Consider the following 16,242-nt stretch of genomic DNA (forward strand, 5'->3'; position numbering starts at 1 on the left):
CGCCGCGCGAGACGCCGGCCCGGGCTGCGACGACGGTGGTGGTGGTGCCGGACCAGCCGTGCTCGACCAGGCACTCGACGGTCGCCTCCAGCAGCCGCGCCTGGGTGGCGCGGCTGCGTTCCTGCTGAGGGACGCGGGTCGATGCGGACATGGAGACAGCGTGCCGCCGCAGAAACAAACAGTCAAGACTGACTTTTTCTCGGCGGGCGACTCGACCGCATGCCTCGCCGGTCCCGGTGCTTGCAAGCCCGCCATCCGCGCCACCGCGATGGCCCGCGGACAACGTGGCGGGCAGGGCGCCGGGCAGGGCGGCGGATGACCTACGCGGCCCTGTCGAACTGATGTCGTAGCCGACTCACGCGACCGCGCCTTCCTGCGGCGACCGTAGAGACGCGGCGCCGGATTCCTCTGATGTCGTAGGCGATTCAGTTCGACAGGGCGGTGGCCGGGTTCTTCCTCCGTTCATCCTCCGCGTCCTTGTCCCGTCGCCCTCCGCGTCCCTCGTCCCGCCGTCCTCAGCGGCCGTCGCGCGGGGCGAAGACCGCGAGGGCTGCGGCGTCGCTGTGTCGGGAGCGCAGGTACTCGTCCGCCCAGTCGGCGGCGTCGGGAAAGCCCGACTCGGCCGCCACCCGGCCGCAGGCGGCGTCCACGTCGAAGGGGGTACGCCGCAGGTCCACGCCGGGCCCGAGGAGCGCCCAGAAGGCGCCGGGGCCGCCGTAGGGCATCCCGATGCTGCCCGGGTTGACGATCAGCCGGCGGTCGGCCAGCCGGGTGAACGGCATGTGGGTGTGCCCGCAGACCACCGTTCCCACCTCGGCGGGGACGTCGGCGAGCACCTCCGCCCAGCGTTCCATCCGGGAGTCGACGAGCACGACCTCCTCGTCGTCGCGGGGGGTGGCGTGGCAGAACAGCACCGGACCGAGGCCGGCGATCTCCAGGGTGACCGTCAGCGGCAGCGCCGCCAACCGGGCCAGCTGGTCGTCGCGCAACTGCTCGGCCGCCCAGTTGGAGACGTCGACCGGGGAGAGGTGCCCGGCCCGGGCCTCCACCAGCTCACGGTCGGCGTTGCCGCGGACCCAGCAGGCCCGGTCGCCGAGGTCGGCGAGCACGTCCAGCACCTCGACCGGCTGTGGGCCGGCCGCGATGTCGCCGGTGAGCACGATCAGGTCGGCGGCGGCGACGTCCGGCTCGGCCAGCACGGCCTCCAGCGCCGGCAGCGCACCATGGATGTCGGAGAGAACGGCGACCCGGTTCAGCATCGCTCCACCGTGCCCACCGGCCCGTGCCGGTGTCCAGCGGTTCTGCCCCGGGCAGACAGGGCCCGGGGCAGATCAGCGGGTGCGTCAGACGCGGGCGCGGCGGGCCAGGCGCTCCGGGTCGAGGATGATGATGCTCTTGCCGTCCAGGCGCAGCCACCCACGCGAGGCGAAGTCGGCCAGCGCCTTGTTGACGGTCTCCCGGGAGGCGCCGACGAGCTGGGCGATCTCCTCCTGGGTGAGGTCGTGGGTCACCCGCAGCACGCCGCCGTCGCGGGTGCCGAAGCGGCCGGCCATCTGGAGCAGGTTCTTGGCGACGCGGCCGGGCACGTCCGTGAAGATCAGGTCGGCCAGCGAGTCGTTCGTCCGCCGCAGCCGGCGCGCGAGCACGCGGAGCAGCTGCTCGGCGATCTCCGGCCGGTTGTTCAGCCACGGGCGCAGGGCCTGCTTGCGCAGCCGCACCAGCCGGGTGTCGGTCACCGCGGTGGCGGTCGCCGTGCGGGGGCCGGGGTCGAAGAGCGACAGCTCGCCCACCATGTCCGACGGGCCCATCACCGCGATCAGGTTCTGCCGGCCGTCGGCAGCCCGCCGACCCACCTTGATCTTGCCGGACAGCAGGATGTAGAGACTGTCGCCGGGCTCGCCCTCGTTGAAGACGATCTCGCCCTTGCGGACCTCGAGCGTCTCCATCTCCTTGGCGAGCGCCTCGGCAGCCTCCGGGTCGACGCCCTGGAAGATCCCGCTGCGGGCCAGTACCTCGTCCATCGCGCACCTCCGCCTGCGCGTGCCGTCCGTCGGCCGGGTCCGCCGTCCGCTGATCCCTCGCGCGTCGCCAGTCTAGGCGCACGTGAGCAGCAATCAGAGGTGCACCCCTGGAAACTTGATCGTTGGGCGTAACCTGCCGGGCCTGATCAAGCAGTAAAATCGCGCGCCCTCCCGAACGCCGATCCGGCCCCCGACACCCGGGTCGTAGGGTCACCACGTGCTGAGTGAACCCGTGCTGACCGCCCGCCAGGAGGACGGTCGGGACGTCCCGCTGCTGTTCTGGCGCGCCGACCGCCCGCTGCGCGCGGTCAGCTCCGCGCCGCTGGGCGGCGGGATCGGCGTCCGGCACTGGGTCGTCAACGCGACCGTGCCCATGTCGTACGACCGGGACGACCCCGCCGACCACCTGGCCGAACTGGCCGACCGGCTCGACCTCGACGGGCCCGGGGTGGGCCTGCTGACCGGGGTGGACGTCGCCGAGGTGGTCGCCCGGACGGACACCGGCGTGCGGGCCTGGGCGACGGTCGGCCTGGGCACCCCCGTTTGGGCGGCGGAGCCCGCCCCGGCGGCGCTGGCCCAGCGGGTCGGCACCGTCAACATCGTGGTGTACGTCCCGGCGCGGCTCGGCGACGCCGCCCTCGTCAACGCGGTGGCCACCGCCACCGAGGCGAAGGCGCAGGCGATCGCAGAATTGGGCGTGCCGGGTACCGGCACCCCGACGGACGCGGTCACCGTGCTCTGCCCGGTCGACGGCCCCGAGTCGGCGTACGGCGGACCGCGCTCCACCTGGGGCGCCCCGCTGGCCCGGGCCGTGCACGCCGCCGTGACGGCCGGCGGGGCGGGCACCGTGGTCCCGTGGTCGGACCGACTGGCGGGCTGAGACTCCGTCCGATCGGCCCTCGTTTCGGCGTTGCCCAGCCGATAAGGTCGCGCTCGATGTACGCTGCCGCCTCCTCTCCGCGTCGCCGGGCCGCACTCGCCCTCGGCGGACTCCTCGCCGTCCTGCTCACCGCCGGCTGCGGAGGTCCCGGATCCGGGTCCGACGCGGTCTGGCAGCCCGGCGCGGGCGGCGGCAACACCGGCGCCCCGGTCCGCTCCGGCGAGCCCACGAGCACCACCCAGCCCGCCGAGCAGGCGATCTCGCTCTCGGCGACCGGCGACATCATCATGGGCAACGCGCCGAACCGGCTGCCCCCCAACGGCGGGAAGGGCTTCTTCGACTCGGTCGAGAAGGCGCTCGCCGCCGACCTGGTGATGGGCAACCTGGAGGAGCCGCTCACCGTCGACACCGGCACCGGCAAGTGCGGCCCGAACTCGACCCGCTGCTTCCAGTTCCGGGCCCCGCCGGAGTACGCCGCGCACCTGCGCGACGCGGGCTTCGACCTGCTCAACCAGGCCAACAACCACGGCTACGACTTCGGGCCGAGGGGCTACGAGAACACCCAGAAGGCGCTGGAGAAGTACGAGCTCGCGCACACCGGGGCGCCCGACCAGATCACCGTGGTCGACGTCAAGGGGGTCAAGGTCGCGGTTGCCGGCTTCTCGTCGTACGTCTGGTCCAACAGCCTCACCGACATCGCCGCCGCGAAGAAGGTGATCACCAAGGCGGCCGGCATGGCCGACATCGTGGTGGTGCAGGTGCACATGGGCGGCGAGGGCTCCGAGAAGACGCGGGTGCGGCCCGGCACCGAGATGTTCCTCGGCGAGAACCGGGGCGACCCGGTCAAGTTCTCGAAGGCGATGATCGACGCCGGGGCGGACCTGATCGTCGGGCACGGCCCGCACGTGCTGCGCGGCATGGAGTTCTACAAGGGCCGGCTGATCGCGTACAGCCTGGGCAACTTCGCCGGCGGAGGCAACTCGCTGAGCAACGCCGGCCGGCTCGGCTGGGGCGGGGTGCTGAAGGTCTCGCTGAAGCCGGACGGGAGCTGGGCCGGCGGCTCGTTCGTCTCCACGTACATGAACTCCATCGGCAAGCCGACCATGGACAAGGACGACCGCGGGCTGGGCCTGATGAAGCAGCTCACCAAGAGCGACTTCCCGGAGACCGGGGCCGACTTCGACGACTCGGGCGCGATCAGCGCGCCGCAGGGCGGCTGAGCGGGGCGGCACGGCGCGTGGACCCGGCCGACCGTCGGCCGGGCGACGTAGGCTGGCCGGCGTGACCACGAGTTCCTCCGGCTTCACCGAGACCGACCTCGGGCGCACCCGTCGCGCCCGGCGGATCGGCCGGGCGCTGACCGACACCCACCCTGACGCGCACTGTGAACTGGACCACTCCAACGCCCTGGAGCTGGCCGTCGCGACGATCCTCTCCGCGCAGTGCACGGACAAGAAGGTCAACGAGGTCACCCCGAAGCTCTTCGCCCGCTACCCGAGCGCGGCCGACTACGCGGGGGCGGACCGGACGGAGCTTGAGGAGCTGATCCGGCCCACCGGCTTCTACCGCAACAAGACCGACTCGCTGATCAAGCTCGGCCAGGCCCTCGTGGAGCGGTACGACGGCCGGGTCCCCGGCAAGCTCGCCGACCTGGTGACGCTCCCCGGCATCGGCCGCAAGACCGCCAACGTCATCCTCGGCAACGCCTTCGACGTCCCCGGGATCACCGTCGACACCCACTTCCAGCGGCTGGTCCAGCGCTGGCGGCTGACCGCCGAGACCGACCCCGTCAAGATCGAGCACGCGATCGGGGCGCTCTTCCCCCGGCGCGACTGGACCATGCTGTCGCACCGGATCATCTTCCACGGCCGGCGGGTCTGCCACGCCCGCAAGCCGGCCTGCGGGGCGTGCACCCTGGTGAAGCTGTGCCCGTCGTACGGCACCGGCCCGACCGAGCCGGCGGCGGCCGCGAAGCTGCTCAAGGGCCCCCGGGCCCGGGACCTGGCGGTGGCGGCCGGGGTCGACCCGGAGCTGGTGCCGGTCCAGGCCGTCGTGGCGGAGGCCCCGTGAGCGCGAGGAGTGAGCCGGTCTTGCGAGCCCCGCAGTCGCGACCGGTGAAGCGCCGGCTCGTCGCCCTGCTCGTACCCGTGCTGCTGGCCGTCGCGGGGTGCACCGCCGGCACCGAGGAGAAGGACCCGGGCCCCACCGACCGGCAGAAGGCCGCCGCCAGCCGGCCGTCGCCCTTCCAGGACTGCTCCGCCCTCGGTACGCCGCCCGCGTCCGCCGCACCCGCCGCCCCGGCCGGGGGCGGGGGCCAGGCGCTGCCCGAGCTGACCCTGAACTGTTTCACCGGCGGCGCCCCGGTCGCCCTGCGCGACCTGCGCGGCCCGGCGGTGATCAACGTCTGGGCGTCCTGGTGCCCGCCCTGCCGCAAGGAACTGCCCGCCTTCCAGCGGCTCAGCCAGCGGGCCGCCGGCCAGCTCCAGGTGGTCGGGGTCAACAACCAGGACGGCCGCGAGGCGGCCCAGGCCATCGGCGAGGACTTCGGCGTCCGCTTCCCGGTCCTGGTCGACCAGGGTGAGCGCCTGAAGCGGGAGCTGAACCGCAAGGCCATCCCCCTGACCGTCTTCGTCGACGGGCAGGGCCGCATCCGGCACGTGGACTCGAGCGGCGCCCTCGACGACGCCCGGCTGGCGGACCTGGTCCGCCAGCACCTCGGCGTGACGGTGCCGGCATGAGCCGTCCGGCACGCGCGACGGGGCGCGGGGGTGCGGGCACGGGCCACCGGCAGGACGCGGGAGTGTCGGCGTGAACCGGCGTCCGCCGGGCTGGTTCGACCCGCTGCTGACCCGGCTCGGTAGTGCGCGCAGCGAGGACTTCACCCGGCTGGTCACCCCGGAGAGCGGGGGGCGGGAGAGCGCGGTGCTGGTGCTGCTCGGCGAGGAGCCCGGCGCCGGCCCGGACGTGCTGATCCTCCAGCGGGCGGCCACCCTGCGCAACCACGCGGGGCAGCCCGCCTTCCCCGGCGGCGCGGCCGACCCGGAGGACGCCGACGCCCGGGCGACCGCGCTGCGCGAGGCGAACGAGGAGGTCGGCCTCGACCCGACCAGCGTCACCGTCCTGGCGGAGCTGCCGAAGCTCTGGATCCCGGTCAGCGACTTCGTGGTCACCCCGGTGCTCGCCTGGTGGCACGCGCCGCACCCGGTGCATCCCCGGGAGCCGGCCGAGGTGGCGCACGTGGCCCGGCTGCCGGTCGCCGAGCTGGTCGACCCGGCGAACCGGATGCGGGTCCGCCACCCGAGCGGCTGGATCGGCCCGGCCTTCTCGGCGCGCGGGATGCTGGTCTGGGGCTTCACCGCCGGGGTGCTGGCCGCCCTGCTCGACATGGGCGGCTGGGCCCGGCCGTGGCCCCGCGACCGGGTCGTGGACCTGCCGCCGACCGGGGCCACCCCGGCGCCCTCGGCCGGCACCGACGCGGTCGACGAGACCCCGGTGCGCTGACCGGACGGTCACCTTCCGCAAGCGATGGTCATCTCGCGAGCCCGGTGCCCGTACGCTTGACGCGTGTCCGCCGTGGATCTCGTACTGCTGCTGCTCATGCTCGTGTTCGCGATCAGCGGATACCGCCAGGGCTTCGTCATCGGGGTGCTGTCGTTCTCCGGCTTCTTCCTGGGCGCGTTGGTGGGCCTCCAACTGGGGCCGCTGCTGGCACAGCAGTTCGTCGACAGCGGCACCCGGGTGCTGATCTCCCTGGTGGCGATCTTCGGGCTGGCGGTGGTCGGCCAGGCGCTCGCCGGCTGGCTCGGTTCGCACCTGCGCAAGACGATCACCAATGACGTCGCCAAGCGGGTCGACGACGTCGGCGGGGCGTTCGTCTCGCTCTTCGCCGTGCTGCTGGTCGCCTGGCTCGTCGCGGTGCCGCTCGGCTCGTCGTCGCTGCCCTGGCTGGCCTCCTCGGTGCGCAACAGCGCGCTGCTCACGGTGGTCGACCGGGTCCTGCCCGACCAGGCGCAGCAGCTCTCCACGGCGCTGCGGGACACCGTCGACACCAACGGCTTCCCCGACGTCTTCGGCGACCTGGCACCCACCCGCGCCCGTCAGGTGTCCCCGCCGGATCCGGCGCTCGCCGGCTCGCAGGTGGTGGTCAACAGTCAGCGTTCGGTGGTCAAGGTGCTCGGCTCCGCCCCGAGCTGCTCGCGCCGGATCGAGGGCTCCGGCTTCGTCTACGCCGACGACCGGGTGATGACCAACGCGCACGTCGTCGCGGGGACCCGGTCCACCGTCGTCGAGCTGAACGGCGAGCGGTACGACAGCAAGGTGGTCGTCTACGACCCCGACCGGGACCTGGCCGTCCTGCACGTGCCGGGGCTGCCCGGCCCGTCGATGCGGTTCGCCGCCGGCAACGCGGGCAGCGGCGCGGACGCGATCGTGCTGGGCTTCCCGCTCGACGGGCCGTACAACGCCCAGTCCGCGCGGATCCGGGACGTCAACCGGATCACCGGGCCCGACATCTATTCCGGCGGCAACGTGACCCGGGAGGTCTACACGATCCGGGCGCTCGTGCAGAGCGGCAACTCCGGGGGCCCGCTGGTCTCGTCGAACGGGCTGGTGCTCGGTGTGATCTTCGCGGCGGTGGCCGACGATCCGAACACCGGCTTCGCGGTGACCGCGGCCGAGGCCCGCCCGGTGGCCCTGGCCGGCGCCGAGCGCACCCGCGCCGTCGGCACCGGCGAGTGCACCTGACCGGTCAGCTCCCCGTACCCGCCGCCGGCCCGTGACCCGTGGGCGGCGTCGGGCGGCCCGGCGGGTCGGCCCGCCAGACGGTGAGGGCGGCGGCGGTCGCGGCCACCACGGCCGCGCCGAGCAGCCAGCCGGCCAGCACGTCGCTGGTCCAGTGCACGCCGAGGGCCACCCGGCTGAACCCGGTCACCAGGGCGAGCAGCAGGGCGGCCGTCCACACCACCCGGCGCCCGGCCGGCCGGGCGTACGGGAGGAACACCACCAGCAGCACCCCGGCCGCGAGGGCGGCGTTGAGCGCGTGCCCGGACGGGAAGGCCAGGCCGGGCGCCTCGGCCACCGGGTCCGGCAGGTCCGGCCGGGGCCGGCCGACGAGCAGCTTGAGCAGCGGGCTGAGCAGGCCGCCGACCGTCATGGTGACGGCCACCCAGACCGCCAGCTGCCGGGCACCCCGGCGGACCAGCCAGAGGACCAGGACCAGGGCGCCGACGCGCAGCGGCATCGGGGCGAACACGTCGGTCCAGAGGGTCATCAGGCGTACCCACGCCGGGTGGTCGGCGGCGTAGCCGACCAGCGTGTCGGTGACCGCCGTGTCCAGCCGGCGCAGCGGGGACCAGTCCCCCAGGACCAGGACGGCCAGCAGCGTGAACGGCACCGCCACCAGGAACGCGGCCGCCGCGGCGAGGGTCAGCCGCAGACCCCGGGCGTGGTCCGGGTGCAGGCGGCGGCCCCGCCACGAGGAGCGCGGCGGGGCGGTGAGCGTACGCGGGCCGGACGGGCTCATGACCGTGCTCCTACCCGGGACGCGGCCCGGTCAGACCCGATCCGGGGCGTCCACCCGGGGCCGGTTGCCCGGTCGGGGCGCCGGCGGTTCCTCCCGCGAGGGCGACGACGACCGGGCCGGCCGGTCAGGGCGCCGGCGGGCGACGCCACGTCCCGGTGCTGCGCCGGGGCGAGGCCAGCGGGGTCCACTGGCGGAACCGGCGCACCATCAACGCCGCCCCGGTCAGCAGGGCGACGAAGAACGCGGCCCCGGTCCACAGCTGCTCCGGAGTGGTCTCCTCCTGCGCGCCCGCCGGCTGCGCCGCCCACCGGGACTGCTGGCGCGGCACCGTGAAGCCGCGCGGGTCGCCGCCGACCCCCGCGACGTCGGGCTGCGTCGCCCCCGGGGCCGGGCCGAAACCGACCACGCCCGGCGAGGACTCGTCGTCCAGTGGGTTGCGGCCCACGGGGCTCACCTCGGCGTCCAGCGCGGCGACCGGGTTCACCATGCCGTACCCGAAACGGTCGTCCCGGCCGGTGGGGCCGATGTCGCGGGCGGTGGCGAGCAGCCGGTTGACGACGTCGCCGGCGGACATCTCCGGGTAGCGGGCCCGCACCAGCGCGGCGGTGGCGGCGACCAGCGGCGCCGCGAAGCTGGTGCCCTGCACCCGCCAGTAGCCGCCCGGCCGGGCCCCGACCAGGCCGGTCGCGGGGGCGGTGAGCACGGTGGCCCGCCCGGTGATCGAACCCGACCAGAGGTTGTCGCTGTCGCGCTCCGACCCGGCGACCGCGATGACGCCCGGCTCGCGGGCCGGGTACCAGACCTTCGCGTTGGACGAGTTGCCCAGGTTGCCGGTGCAGGCGACCACGACGACGTCCCGGGCGAAGGCGTAGTCGAGCGCCGCCGCCAGGGCGGGGCTGTCGCCGCTGCCGCCGAGGGACAGGTTGATCACGCGGGCACCGTTGTCGACGGCCCAGCGCACGCCCTTCGCGACGATCAGGGCGTCGTCGTAGCGGTTCTCGGCGTCGAGGACGCGCACCGGGAGGATTCGGGCGTCCGGCGCCAGGCCGACGGCCCCCCGCGCGTCGTCGTTGCGGCCGGCGATCAGCCCGGCCACGGTGGTGCCGTGGCCGACCGGATCGGGGTCGCCGGCGGCGCCCCGGGGCGCGACCAGGTCGAGGCCGGGCAGCACCTGGCCGGCCAGGTCGGGATGGGCGGCGTCCACGCCGGAGTCGATCACCGCGACGGTGACCCCCCGCCCGGTCGAGCTGCGCCACGCGGTCTTCGCCTGCAACACGTCGAGCTGCCACTGCTCGTCGCGGACCTGGTCGGGGCGGTTCTTGCTGTCGGGCGCCGCGAGCGCCACCGGGACGACGACGGCCGGCGGGTCGAGGACCGGCCGGGCGGCGGGCTGCGGAGGGGCGGCGTCGGCCGCCGTGACCGGACCCGCGACCGACACGACGGCGGCCGCCAGACCGAGCAACGTACGTCCGGCGATCCGCCGAGCCGCTGGCGGACAGCTGTGCCGCACGGTCGTCACATCCTCAGGGATTCATCGCGACGCAAACATGACGATCGGAGATTACCGGTTCCTCGCCGCCTTGCGGGGCGTTCCCGGGACACCGGTCACGGCGGCGGCAGATGGGCCAACTGGACGAGGCGTACGCCCTCGCGCCGGGTGACGAGCCGGCCGCGCCCCGGGGGCAGCGGACCGGGCCGGACCGGGCCGACCAGCGCCCCCTCCTCCGGGCTGCCCGCCATCACCAGCCCCGAGGTGGAGAGCTCCCGCAGGCGCTGCACGAGCGGCTCGTACTGGGCCCGTCCGGCGCCGCCCGAGCGGCGGGCGAGCACCAGGTGCAGCCCGACGTCCCGGGCGTGCGGCAGGTGCTCCTCCAGGGCGCGCAGCGGGTTGGACGGCCCGCCGGCGACCAGGTCGTAGTCGTCGACCAGCACGAACAGTTCCGGCCCGGACCACCACGACCGCTGCCGCAGCTGCGCGGGCGTGACGTCGGGCCCGGGCACCCGCCCCGCCATGTAGCCGGCGGCGGACTCGACCAGGTCGGTGGTGTGCGCCGCGGCGGAGCCGTAGCCGATCAGGTGCGGCGACGCCGATTCGGTCAGGTCCACCAGGCTGCGGCGGTAGTCGACCAGGATGACCCGGGCCTGCTCCGGGGTGAACCGGGTCATGATCGAGGTGGCCAGCGCGCGCAGGAACGACGACTTGCCGCACTCGGCGTCGCCGAAGACCACGAAGTGCGGCTCGGTGCCGAAGTCCAGCACCACCGGGCGCAGGTCCGCCTCGGCGATCCCCACCGGGATGCGCAGTCCGGTGGCCGCGGCCAGGTCCAGCTCGGCGTACGGGAGCACCGGCGGGAGCAGCCGCACCGGGGGCGCGACCGGGCCGGCCCAGCCCCCGGCGGACTGCTTGACCAGATCCGTGGTGTCCCCGCCGGAGGCGGCGAGCTGCGGCAGCGCGGTGAGGAAGTGCAGGCTCTCCGCCGTGACGCCCCGGCCGGGGGTCTTCTCCGGCACGTTCGCCGCCGCCCGGCGGGCCACCAGCGAGTCGGCCGGGTCGCCGAGGCGCAGCTCCAGCCGGGAACCGAAGAGGTCCCGGATCGCCGGCCGGAAGTCCAGCCAACGCACCGCCGTCGCCACCACGTGCACCCCGTACGACAGCCCCCGGGTGGCCAGGTCGGTGATGAGGGGCTCCAGGTCGTCGTACTCGCCGCGCAGCGTGGCCCAACCGTCCACCACCAGGAACACGTCGCCGAACGGGTCGGCCCCGGGCTGGCCGGTGCCCGCGAGCGCGGCCCGGCGCTGCCGCCAGGCGGCCATCGACTCCACGCCCAGCTCGGCGAAGCGCTGTTCCCGGTCGACCAGCAGGGTCGCGATCTCGCCGACCGTACGCCGGACGGCCGTCGGGTCGGCGCGGCCGGTGACCCCGCCGACGTGCGGCAGGTCGCGCAGCGCGGCCAGCCCGCCGCCGCCGAAGTCGAGGCAGTAGACCTGTACCTCGGCCGGGGTGTGGGTGAGCGCCAGGGCGCAGATCAGCGTGCGCAGCGCGGTCGACTTGCCGCTCTGCGGGCCGCCGACCACCGCGACGTGGCCGGCGGCGCCGTCCAGCGCCAGCCAGAGCGCGTCGCGGCGCTGCTCGAAGGGCCTGTCGACGACCGCGACCGGCACCTGGAGCGCGCCGTGCAGCTCCGGGTTGCCGAAGGTGAGACCGCGCGCCGGGTCCACGCCGACCGGCCCGAGCAGCTCGTCCAGCGCGGGCGCCCGGCCGAGCGGGGGCAGCCAGACCTGGTGGGCCGGCGGCCCCTGCCCGGCGAGCCGGTCGACCATCAGCTCCAGCAGGCTCTCCGTGCCGCCCTCGTCGGCCGTCGCGGGCAGGGCGGGCGGCCCGACCGGCTCCGGCTTGGGCACGAGGTGGGTGGAGAAGGCGAGCAGGCGCGGGGCCCCGGCGCCGCCCGCGCCGGGCGCCGCACCGCGCCGGCGCAGCGCCCCCGAGACGTACGCGGCCTTGAACCGCACCAGCGGCTCGGTGCCGAAGCGCAGGTAGCCGTGGCCGGGGGAGCGGGGCAGCTCGTGCGCGTCCGGCACCCCGAGCACCGTGCGGGACTCCAGCGCCGAGAAGGTCCGCAGCCCGATCCGGTACGACAGGTGGGTGTCCAGTCCGCGTAGCCGCCCCTCCTCCAACCGCTGGCTCGCCAGCAGCAGGTGCACGCCGAGCGACCGGCCCAGCCGGCCGATCTGCACGAACAGGTCGATGAAGTCGGGCTTGGCCGAGAGCAGCTCGGAGAACTCGTCGCAGATCAGCAGCAGCGACGGCAGCGGGGCGAGCGGGGTGCCGGCGGCGCGCGCCCGCTCGTAGTCGCGCAGGCTCGCGAAGTTGCCGGCCCGGCGCAGCAGCTCCTGGCGGCGGACCAGCTCGCCGTTGATGGCGTCGACCATCCGGTCGACCAGCGGCAGCGCGTCGGCCAGGTTGGTGATCACCGCGGCGGTGTGCGGCAGCCGGTCGAACGAGGCGAAGGTCGCGCCGCCCTTGAAGTCGATCAGTACGAAGTTGAGCTGCTCCGAGCTGTGCGTGGCGGCCAGCCCGAGCACCAGCGTGCGCAGCAGCTCGGACTTGCCGGAGCCGGTCGCCCCGATCAGCAGGCCGTGCGGCCCCATCCCGTCCTGCGCCGACTCCTTGAGGTCCAGCTCGATGGCGCCGCCGTCGGTGCCCACCCCGATCGGCACCCGCAGCCGCTCCCGGGCGGACCGGGGCGCCCACCCCTGCTCGGCGGTGAAGCTCTCCGGGTCGCCGAGACCGAGCAGCTCGGGCAGGCCCAGCTCCGCGCCCGGCGGGGCGTCCGGGCCGCGTGCCGCCGTGGCCAGCCGCAGCGGGGCCAGCCGTCGGGCGACGGCCTCCGCGTCGACGAGGTCCAGCCGGTCCGCCGTACCGACCTCGGCGTGCCCGTCGGCGGAGTGGGAGTGCAGCCGACCCCCGCGCAGCTCCAGCAGCAGCGCGAACCGGTCCAGCAGGCGCGGCGGCGGGGTGTCCAGGTCGATGATCGTGACCGCGTCGATGCCGCCGTCGCCGGTCAGGTCGGTGGCGCCGGTCAGGTCGCCCCCGTCGAGCACCACCACCACGTGCGGGCCGTCGGTGGCCGGGCCGGCGGGGCTGAACCGGGACCGGCTGGCCAGCACCTCGTCCAGCAGCCCCTCCAGCTCGACCCCCGCGCTGGTGACCAGCCGGACCGGGCCGAGCGCGTCGGTGCGGGTGGGGTGGTGGGCGTGCGGCAGCCACTTGACCCACTCCCAGGCGGCCCGCCGTTCCGGCCCGGCGCAGACGGCGACGAGCAGCTCGTCCGGGGCGTGGAAGACCGCGAGCTGGGCGAGCATCGCCCGGGCCAGGGCCTGGGCGGCGGGTCCGTCGCCGTCGTCGCCCGGGCCGGCGGCCCGTACGAAGACGCGGGCGAAGCTGCGCAGGGAGAGCGCCACCGGCAGGTCCGGCACCACGGAGTACGCGTCCAGGAACCGGCGCAGCGAGCCGGCGGTCATCGGTTCCAGCTCCTCCAGCGGGCGGGTGACCGGGGGGACCAGCGGGGTGGCGAGGGTCTGCGGGCCGACGGCGACCCGGACCACCCCGAAGTCGGGGTCGGTGGGGCGGCGTTCCCAGACCCGGTGGCTGTCGACGGTCGACCAGAGCCGGCCGGGATCCGGGTGCCGGTAGTAGAGCCCGGCACGCTGCTGCCCGGCGGTCTGCCGGACCCGGCGCCGCAGCACGGTCAGGTGCCGCAGGTAGTCCCGCCGGGCGGCCATCATCTCCGACTTCTTCGGCGTGCCGGAGGCGCTGCCCCACGAGGTCACCAGCATGGCCAGCGAGGAGAGCCCGAACATCCCGCCGACCACGTACGAGTAGGCGCCCCCGCCGCGGCCGAACATCATCGCCATCGCCACGGTGCCGCCGAGCATGGGCAGCACCATGAGCAGCTGCTGCCAGCGCCCGCCGGCCACGGCGGGGATCTCCGGCGGCGCGTCCACCGGCAGCTCACCCACCGGGATCTCCGGCGCCGGTCGGCGGGGCGGCCGCTTGATGACGACAGTGGACACTCGACCTCCTGACAGCGCTCGGTAACCCGAGCCTGGCTCATGGTAGGTAAAGTCCTGTCGTCCGCGCAGCCACCAACCCCGCCGAACATGGAGATCAGTCGATGACGATCGGGCTGGCCCGGGTCACCATCAGCGCCCCCCAGCGGCGGGTCGACGTCGCACTGCCCGAGCAGGTGCCCCTGGCCGAGCTGCTGCCCGAGGTGCTGCGGCACGCCGGCGAGGGGCTCGCCGACGACGGCGAGCGGCACGGCGGCTGGGTGCTGCGGCGCACCGACGGCGCGGTGCTGACCACCGCCCAGGCCCTGCTGCCGCAGGGGGTCCGCGACGGCGAGGTGCTGCACCTCGTGCCGGCCCGCGCGCAGTGGCCCGAGCTGGAGTACGACGACGTGGTCGAGGCGATCGCCGACGGCGCCCGGCGGCGCGGCGGGGCGTGGTCACCGGCCGCCACCCGGGCCGCCGCCCTCGCCGGGGCCGCCGTGCCGCTGGCCGTCGGGCTGCTCGCCGTGACGGCCGGCGGTCCGGCGTACGGGTCGGCCTGGCCGGCCGCCGCCGTGGTGGCGCTCCTGCTCACCCTCGCCGGGGTGGTGGCGTCCCGTGCCCACGCGGACGGGGCCGCCGGCGCGACCCTGGGCGGCTACGCCCTGCCGTACGCGGCGGCGGCGGGCGCCCTGGCGGTCAGCTCCGGCGATCCGGTCGGGCCGGTCCCGGGGCTGCGCTGGGTCGGCGCGCCCGAGCTGCTCGCCGGGTCGGTGGCGCTGCTGCTGGTGTCGGTGCTCGGGCTGGTCGGCGTCGCCACCCGGCTGCGGGTCTTCGTGGCGGGCGCCACCGCCGGGTTCGTGGGCGCGCTGGCGGCCCTCGGCGGACTGCTGCTCAGCCCGGCCGGCACGGCGGCGATTCTGCTCTGCGTGCTGGTCTTCGCCGTGGGGGCGGTGCCGCTGCTGGCCATCCGGCTCGGGAAGGTGCCGCTGCCCCCGATCACCCTGCCCACCGGCGAGCCGGGCGACGCCGACCGGGTCCGCGACCTGCCGGACCGGGACCGGGTCTACGCGGCGGTGGCCCGCACCGAGGAGATGCTCACCGGGATGCTGCTCGGGCACGCCGTGCTGGCGGTCGCCGCCGCGGTGGTGCTGGGCCTCTCCGGCGGGACGGCCGGCCGGCTGCTGGTGGCGGTGGCCGCGGCCGTGCTGTTGCTCCGCTCCCGGCTGTTCGTGTCCCTGCGCCATCGGGTGCCGACCGTCGTCGCCGGCCTCGCCGGGTACGCCGTGCTGGGCGCCGTGCTCGTCGGGCGCTCCGGCCCGACCGGCCGCCTCACGCTGGTCGTCGGCGGGCTGGCGCTGGCCCTGGTGGCGGTGGTCGCCGGCACCACGTACGCCCGCCGCCCGGTCTCCCCGTACGTCGGCCGGATCGCGGACCTGACCGACACCGCCCTGGTGGTGTCGGTGGTGCCCGTCGCCTGCGCGGTGCTCGACCTGTACGAACGGGCCCGGGGGCTGCTCGGCTGAGCGGCCCCCGGGCCCGTCGGTGGTCTGTGCCGGGTCAGTGCGTGGACTCGCCGCGCGCCTCGGCGTCCCGGGCGCGCTGGTACGACGCCACGATCTCCGCCTCGGCCTCGATCCGCCCCACCCACGTGGCGCCCTCGACCGACTTGCCGGGCTCCAGGTCCTTGTAGACCTCGAAGAAGTGCTGGATCTCCAGCCGGTCGAACTCGCCGAGGTGGTGGATGTCGCGCAGGTGCTCCTGGCGCGGGTCCTCGTAGGGCACGCAGAGGACCTTGTCGTCGCCGCCCTTCTCGTCCGTCATCCGGAACATGCCGATGGTGCGGCACCGGATCAGGCAGCCCGGGAAGGTGGGCTCGGGGACCAGCACGAGCGCGTCCAGCGGGTCGCCGTCCTCGCCCAGTGTCCCCTCGATGAAGCCGTAGTCGGCCGGGTACTGCGTGGAGGTGAAGAGGGTACGGTCCAGCCGGATCCGGCCGGTCGCGTGGTCGACCTCGTACTTGTTGCGGTGACCCTTGGGGATCTCAACCGTCACGTCGAAATCCATCTGCACGCTCCCTCGTTTGCCCACGCTGGCCAACGGAAACCAGCGGCACGCCGCTCCCGCACGGGTGAATGCCCACCCGCGGGCTCCGGCCGCCGCATAGTGTTCGGACCGAAGTAGTGTCACCCAAGCAGATTTTCACGGGGCGAGGAGGGGGCCGTGGGGAGGGAAGATTCACACTACCGTCCGGATGCCGACGCTGGACG

General features: G+C 75.0%; 14 protein-coding genes. 7 read left to right on the forward strand and 7 right to left on the reverse strand.

Annotated elements, in window-relative coordinates; translation table 11 throughout:
* The 3 genes from F6X68_RS20475 to F6X68_RS20485 form a co-directional block, all read right to left on the reverse strand.
* A partial coding sequence (locus F6X68_RS20475; RefSeq protein WP_151455800.1) for a TetR/AcrR family transcriptional regulator occupies positions 1-151 on the reverse strand: 151 nt, incomplete at its 3' end.
* Between the two features lie 364 nt (positions 152-515).
* Positions 516-1,259, reverse strand: a complete 744-nt coding sequence (locus F6X68_RS20480) for a metallophosphoesterase (protein ID WP_151455801.1) — start codon at positions 1,257-1,259, stop codon at positions 516-518.
* A gap of 84 nt (positions 1,260-1,343) precedes the next feature.
* Positions 1,344-2,021: a Crp/Fnr family transcriptional regulator gene (locus F6X68_RS20485; protein ID WP_089003062.1), complete on the reverse strand. Its 678-nt coding sequence runs from the start codon at positions 2,019-2,021 to the stop codon at positions 1,344-1,346.
* A gap of 217 nt (positions 2,022-2,238) precedes the next feature.
* On the opposite strand from F6X68_RS20485, the gene F6X68_RS20490 reads away from it, so the two are divergent.
* From F6X68_RS20490 to F6X68_RS20515, 6 genes are all read left to right on the forward strand, one after another.
* Positions 2,239-2,901: an adenosylcobinamide amidohydrolase gene (locus tag F6X68_RS20490; RefSeq protein WP_151455802.1), complete on the forward strand. Its 663-nt coding sequence runs from the start codon at positions 2,239-2,241 to the stop codon at positions 2,899-2,901.
* A gap of 56 nt (positions 2,902-2,957) precedes the next feature.
* Positions 2,958-4,121: a CapA family protein gene (locus F6X68_RS20495; RefSeq protein WP_151455803.1), complete on the forward strand. Its 1,164-nt coding sequence runs from the start codon at positions 2,958-2,960 to the stop codon at positions 4,119-4,121.
* Positions 4,122-4,182: 61 nt separating this feature from the next.
* The gene (gene nth / locus F6X68_RS20500) at positions 4,183-4,971 is read left to right on the forward strand and encodes an endonuclease III (RefSeq protein ID WP_151455804.1); all 789 of its coding nucleotides are present in this window, start codon (positions 4,183-4,185) and stop codon (positions 4,969-4,971) included.
* Between the two features lie 44 nt (positions 4,972-5,015).
* Positions 5,016-5,639 (forward strand): TlpA disulfide reductase family protein, encoded by a 624-nt coding sequence (locus F6X68_RS20505; RefSeq protein ID WP_151455812.1) that lies wholly within the window; start codon positions 5,016-5,018, stop codon positions 5,637-5,639.
* A 70-nt stretch (positions 5,640-5,709) separates the two neighbouring features.
* Positions 5,710-6,402, forward strand: a complete 693-nt coding sequence (locus tag F6X68_RS20510) for a CoA pyrophosphatase (RefSeq protein WP_151455805.1) — start codon at positions 5,710-5,712, stop codon at positions 6,400-6,402.
* Between the two features lie 63 nt (positions 6,403-6,465).
* Positions 6,466-7,644, forward strand: a complete 1,179-nt coding sequence (locus F6X68_RS20515) for a MarP family serine protease (RefSeq protein WP_151455806.1) — start codon at positions 6,466-6,468, stop codon at positions 7,642-7,644.
* Between the two features lie 4 nt (positions 7,645-7,648).
* Here the strand turns inward: F6X68_RS20515 and F6X68_RS20520 are convergent, their stop codons facing one another.
* The 3 genes from F6X68_RS20520 to eccCa all read right to left on the reverse strand — a co-directional run bounded on the left by F6X68_RS20520 (position 7,649) and on the right by eccCa (position 13,996).
* Positions 7,649-8,422 carry a phosphatase PAP2 family protein gene (locus F6X68_RS20520; RefSeq protein ID WP_151455807.1) on the reverse strand — a complete coding sequence of 258 codons (774 nt, stop codon included), beginning with the start codon at positions 8,420-8,422 and terminating at the stop codon, positions 7,649-7,651.
* 124 nt (positions 8,423-8,546) lie between these two features.
* Positions 8,547-9,953, reverse strand: a complete 1,407-nt coding sequence (mycP, locus tag F6X68_RS20525) for a type VII secretion-associated serine protease mycosin (RefSeq protein ID WP_151455808.1) — start codon at positions 9,951-9,953, stop codon at positions 8,547-8,549.
* 74 nt (positions 9,954-10,027) lie between these two features.
* Positions 10,028-13,996, reverse strand: a complete 3,969-nt coding sequence (gene eccCa, locus F6X68_RS20530) for a type VII secretion protein EccCa (RefSeq protein WP_151455809.1) — start codon at positions 13,994-13,996, stop codon at positions 10,028-10,030.
* A gap of 101 nt (positions 13,997-14,097) precedes the next feature.
* Here eccCa and eccD point away from each other — a divergent pair, with 101 nt between their 5' ends.
* A complete protein-coding gene (gene eccD, locus F6X68_RS20535) occupies positions 14,098-15,498 on the forward strand; it encodes a type VII secretion integral membrane protein EccD (protein WP_151455810.1) in 1,401 nt (466 codons plus the stop codon).
* Positions 15,499-15,532: 34 nt separating this feature from the next.
* Here eccD and F6X68_RS20540 read toward each other — a convergent pair whose 3' ends face one another.
* Positions 15,533-16,039, reverse strand: coding sequence for an inorganic diphosphatase (locus F6X68_RS20540; RefSeq protein ID WP_151455811.1), 507 nt, complete (start codon positions 16,037-16,039; stop codon positions 15,533-15,535).
* Between the last annotated feature and the right edge of the window lie 203 nt (positions 16,040-16,242).

Source organism: Micromonospora sp. AMSO12t, from assembly GCF_008806585.1.
Lineage (GTDB): Bacteria > Actinomycetota > Actinomycetes > Mycobacteriales > Micromonosporaceae > Micromonospora > Micromonospora reichwaldensis.

Bases quoted from the DNA above. Each gene is read 5' to 3' on its own strand.
- F6X68_RS20495 (WP_151455803.1), top strand. From the start codon at position 2,958: ATGTACGCTGCCGCCTCCTCTCCGCGTCGCCGGGCCGCACTCGCCCTC.
- eccD (WP_151455810.1), top strand. From the start codon at position 14,098: ATGACGATCGGGCTGGCCCGGGTCACCATCAGCGCCCCCCAGCGGCGG.
- F6X68_RS20480 (WP_151455801.1), bottom strand. From the start codon at position 1,259: ATGCTGAACCGGGTCGCCGTTCTCTCCGACATCCATGGTGCGCTGCCG.
- F6X68_RS20540 (WP_151455811.1), bottom strand. From the start codon at position 16,039: ATGGATTTCGACGTGACGGTTGAGATCCCCAAGGGTCACCGCAACAAG.
- F6X68_RS20485 (WP_089003062.1), bottom strand. From the start codon at position 2,021: ATGGACGAGGTACTGGCCCGCAGCGGGATCTTCCAGGGCGTCGACCCG.
- F6X68_RS20520 (WP_151455807.1), bottom strand. From the start codon at position 8,422: ATGAGCCCGTCCGGCCCGCGTACGCTCACCGCCCCGCCGCGCTCCTCG.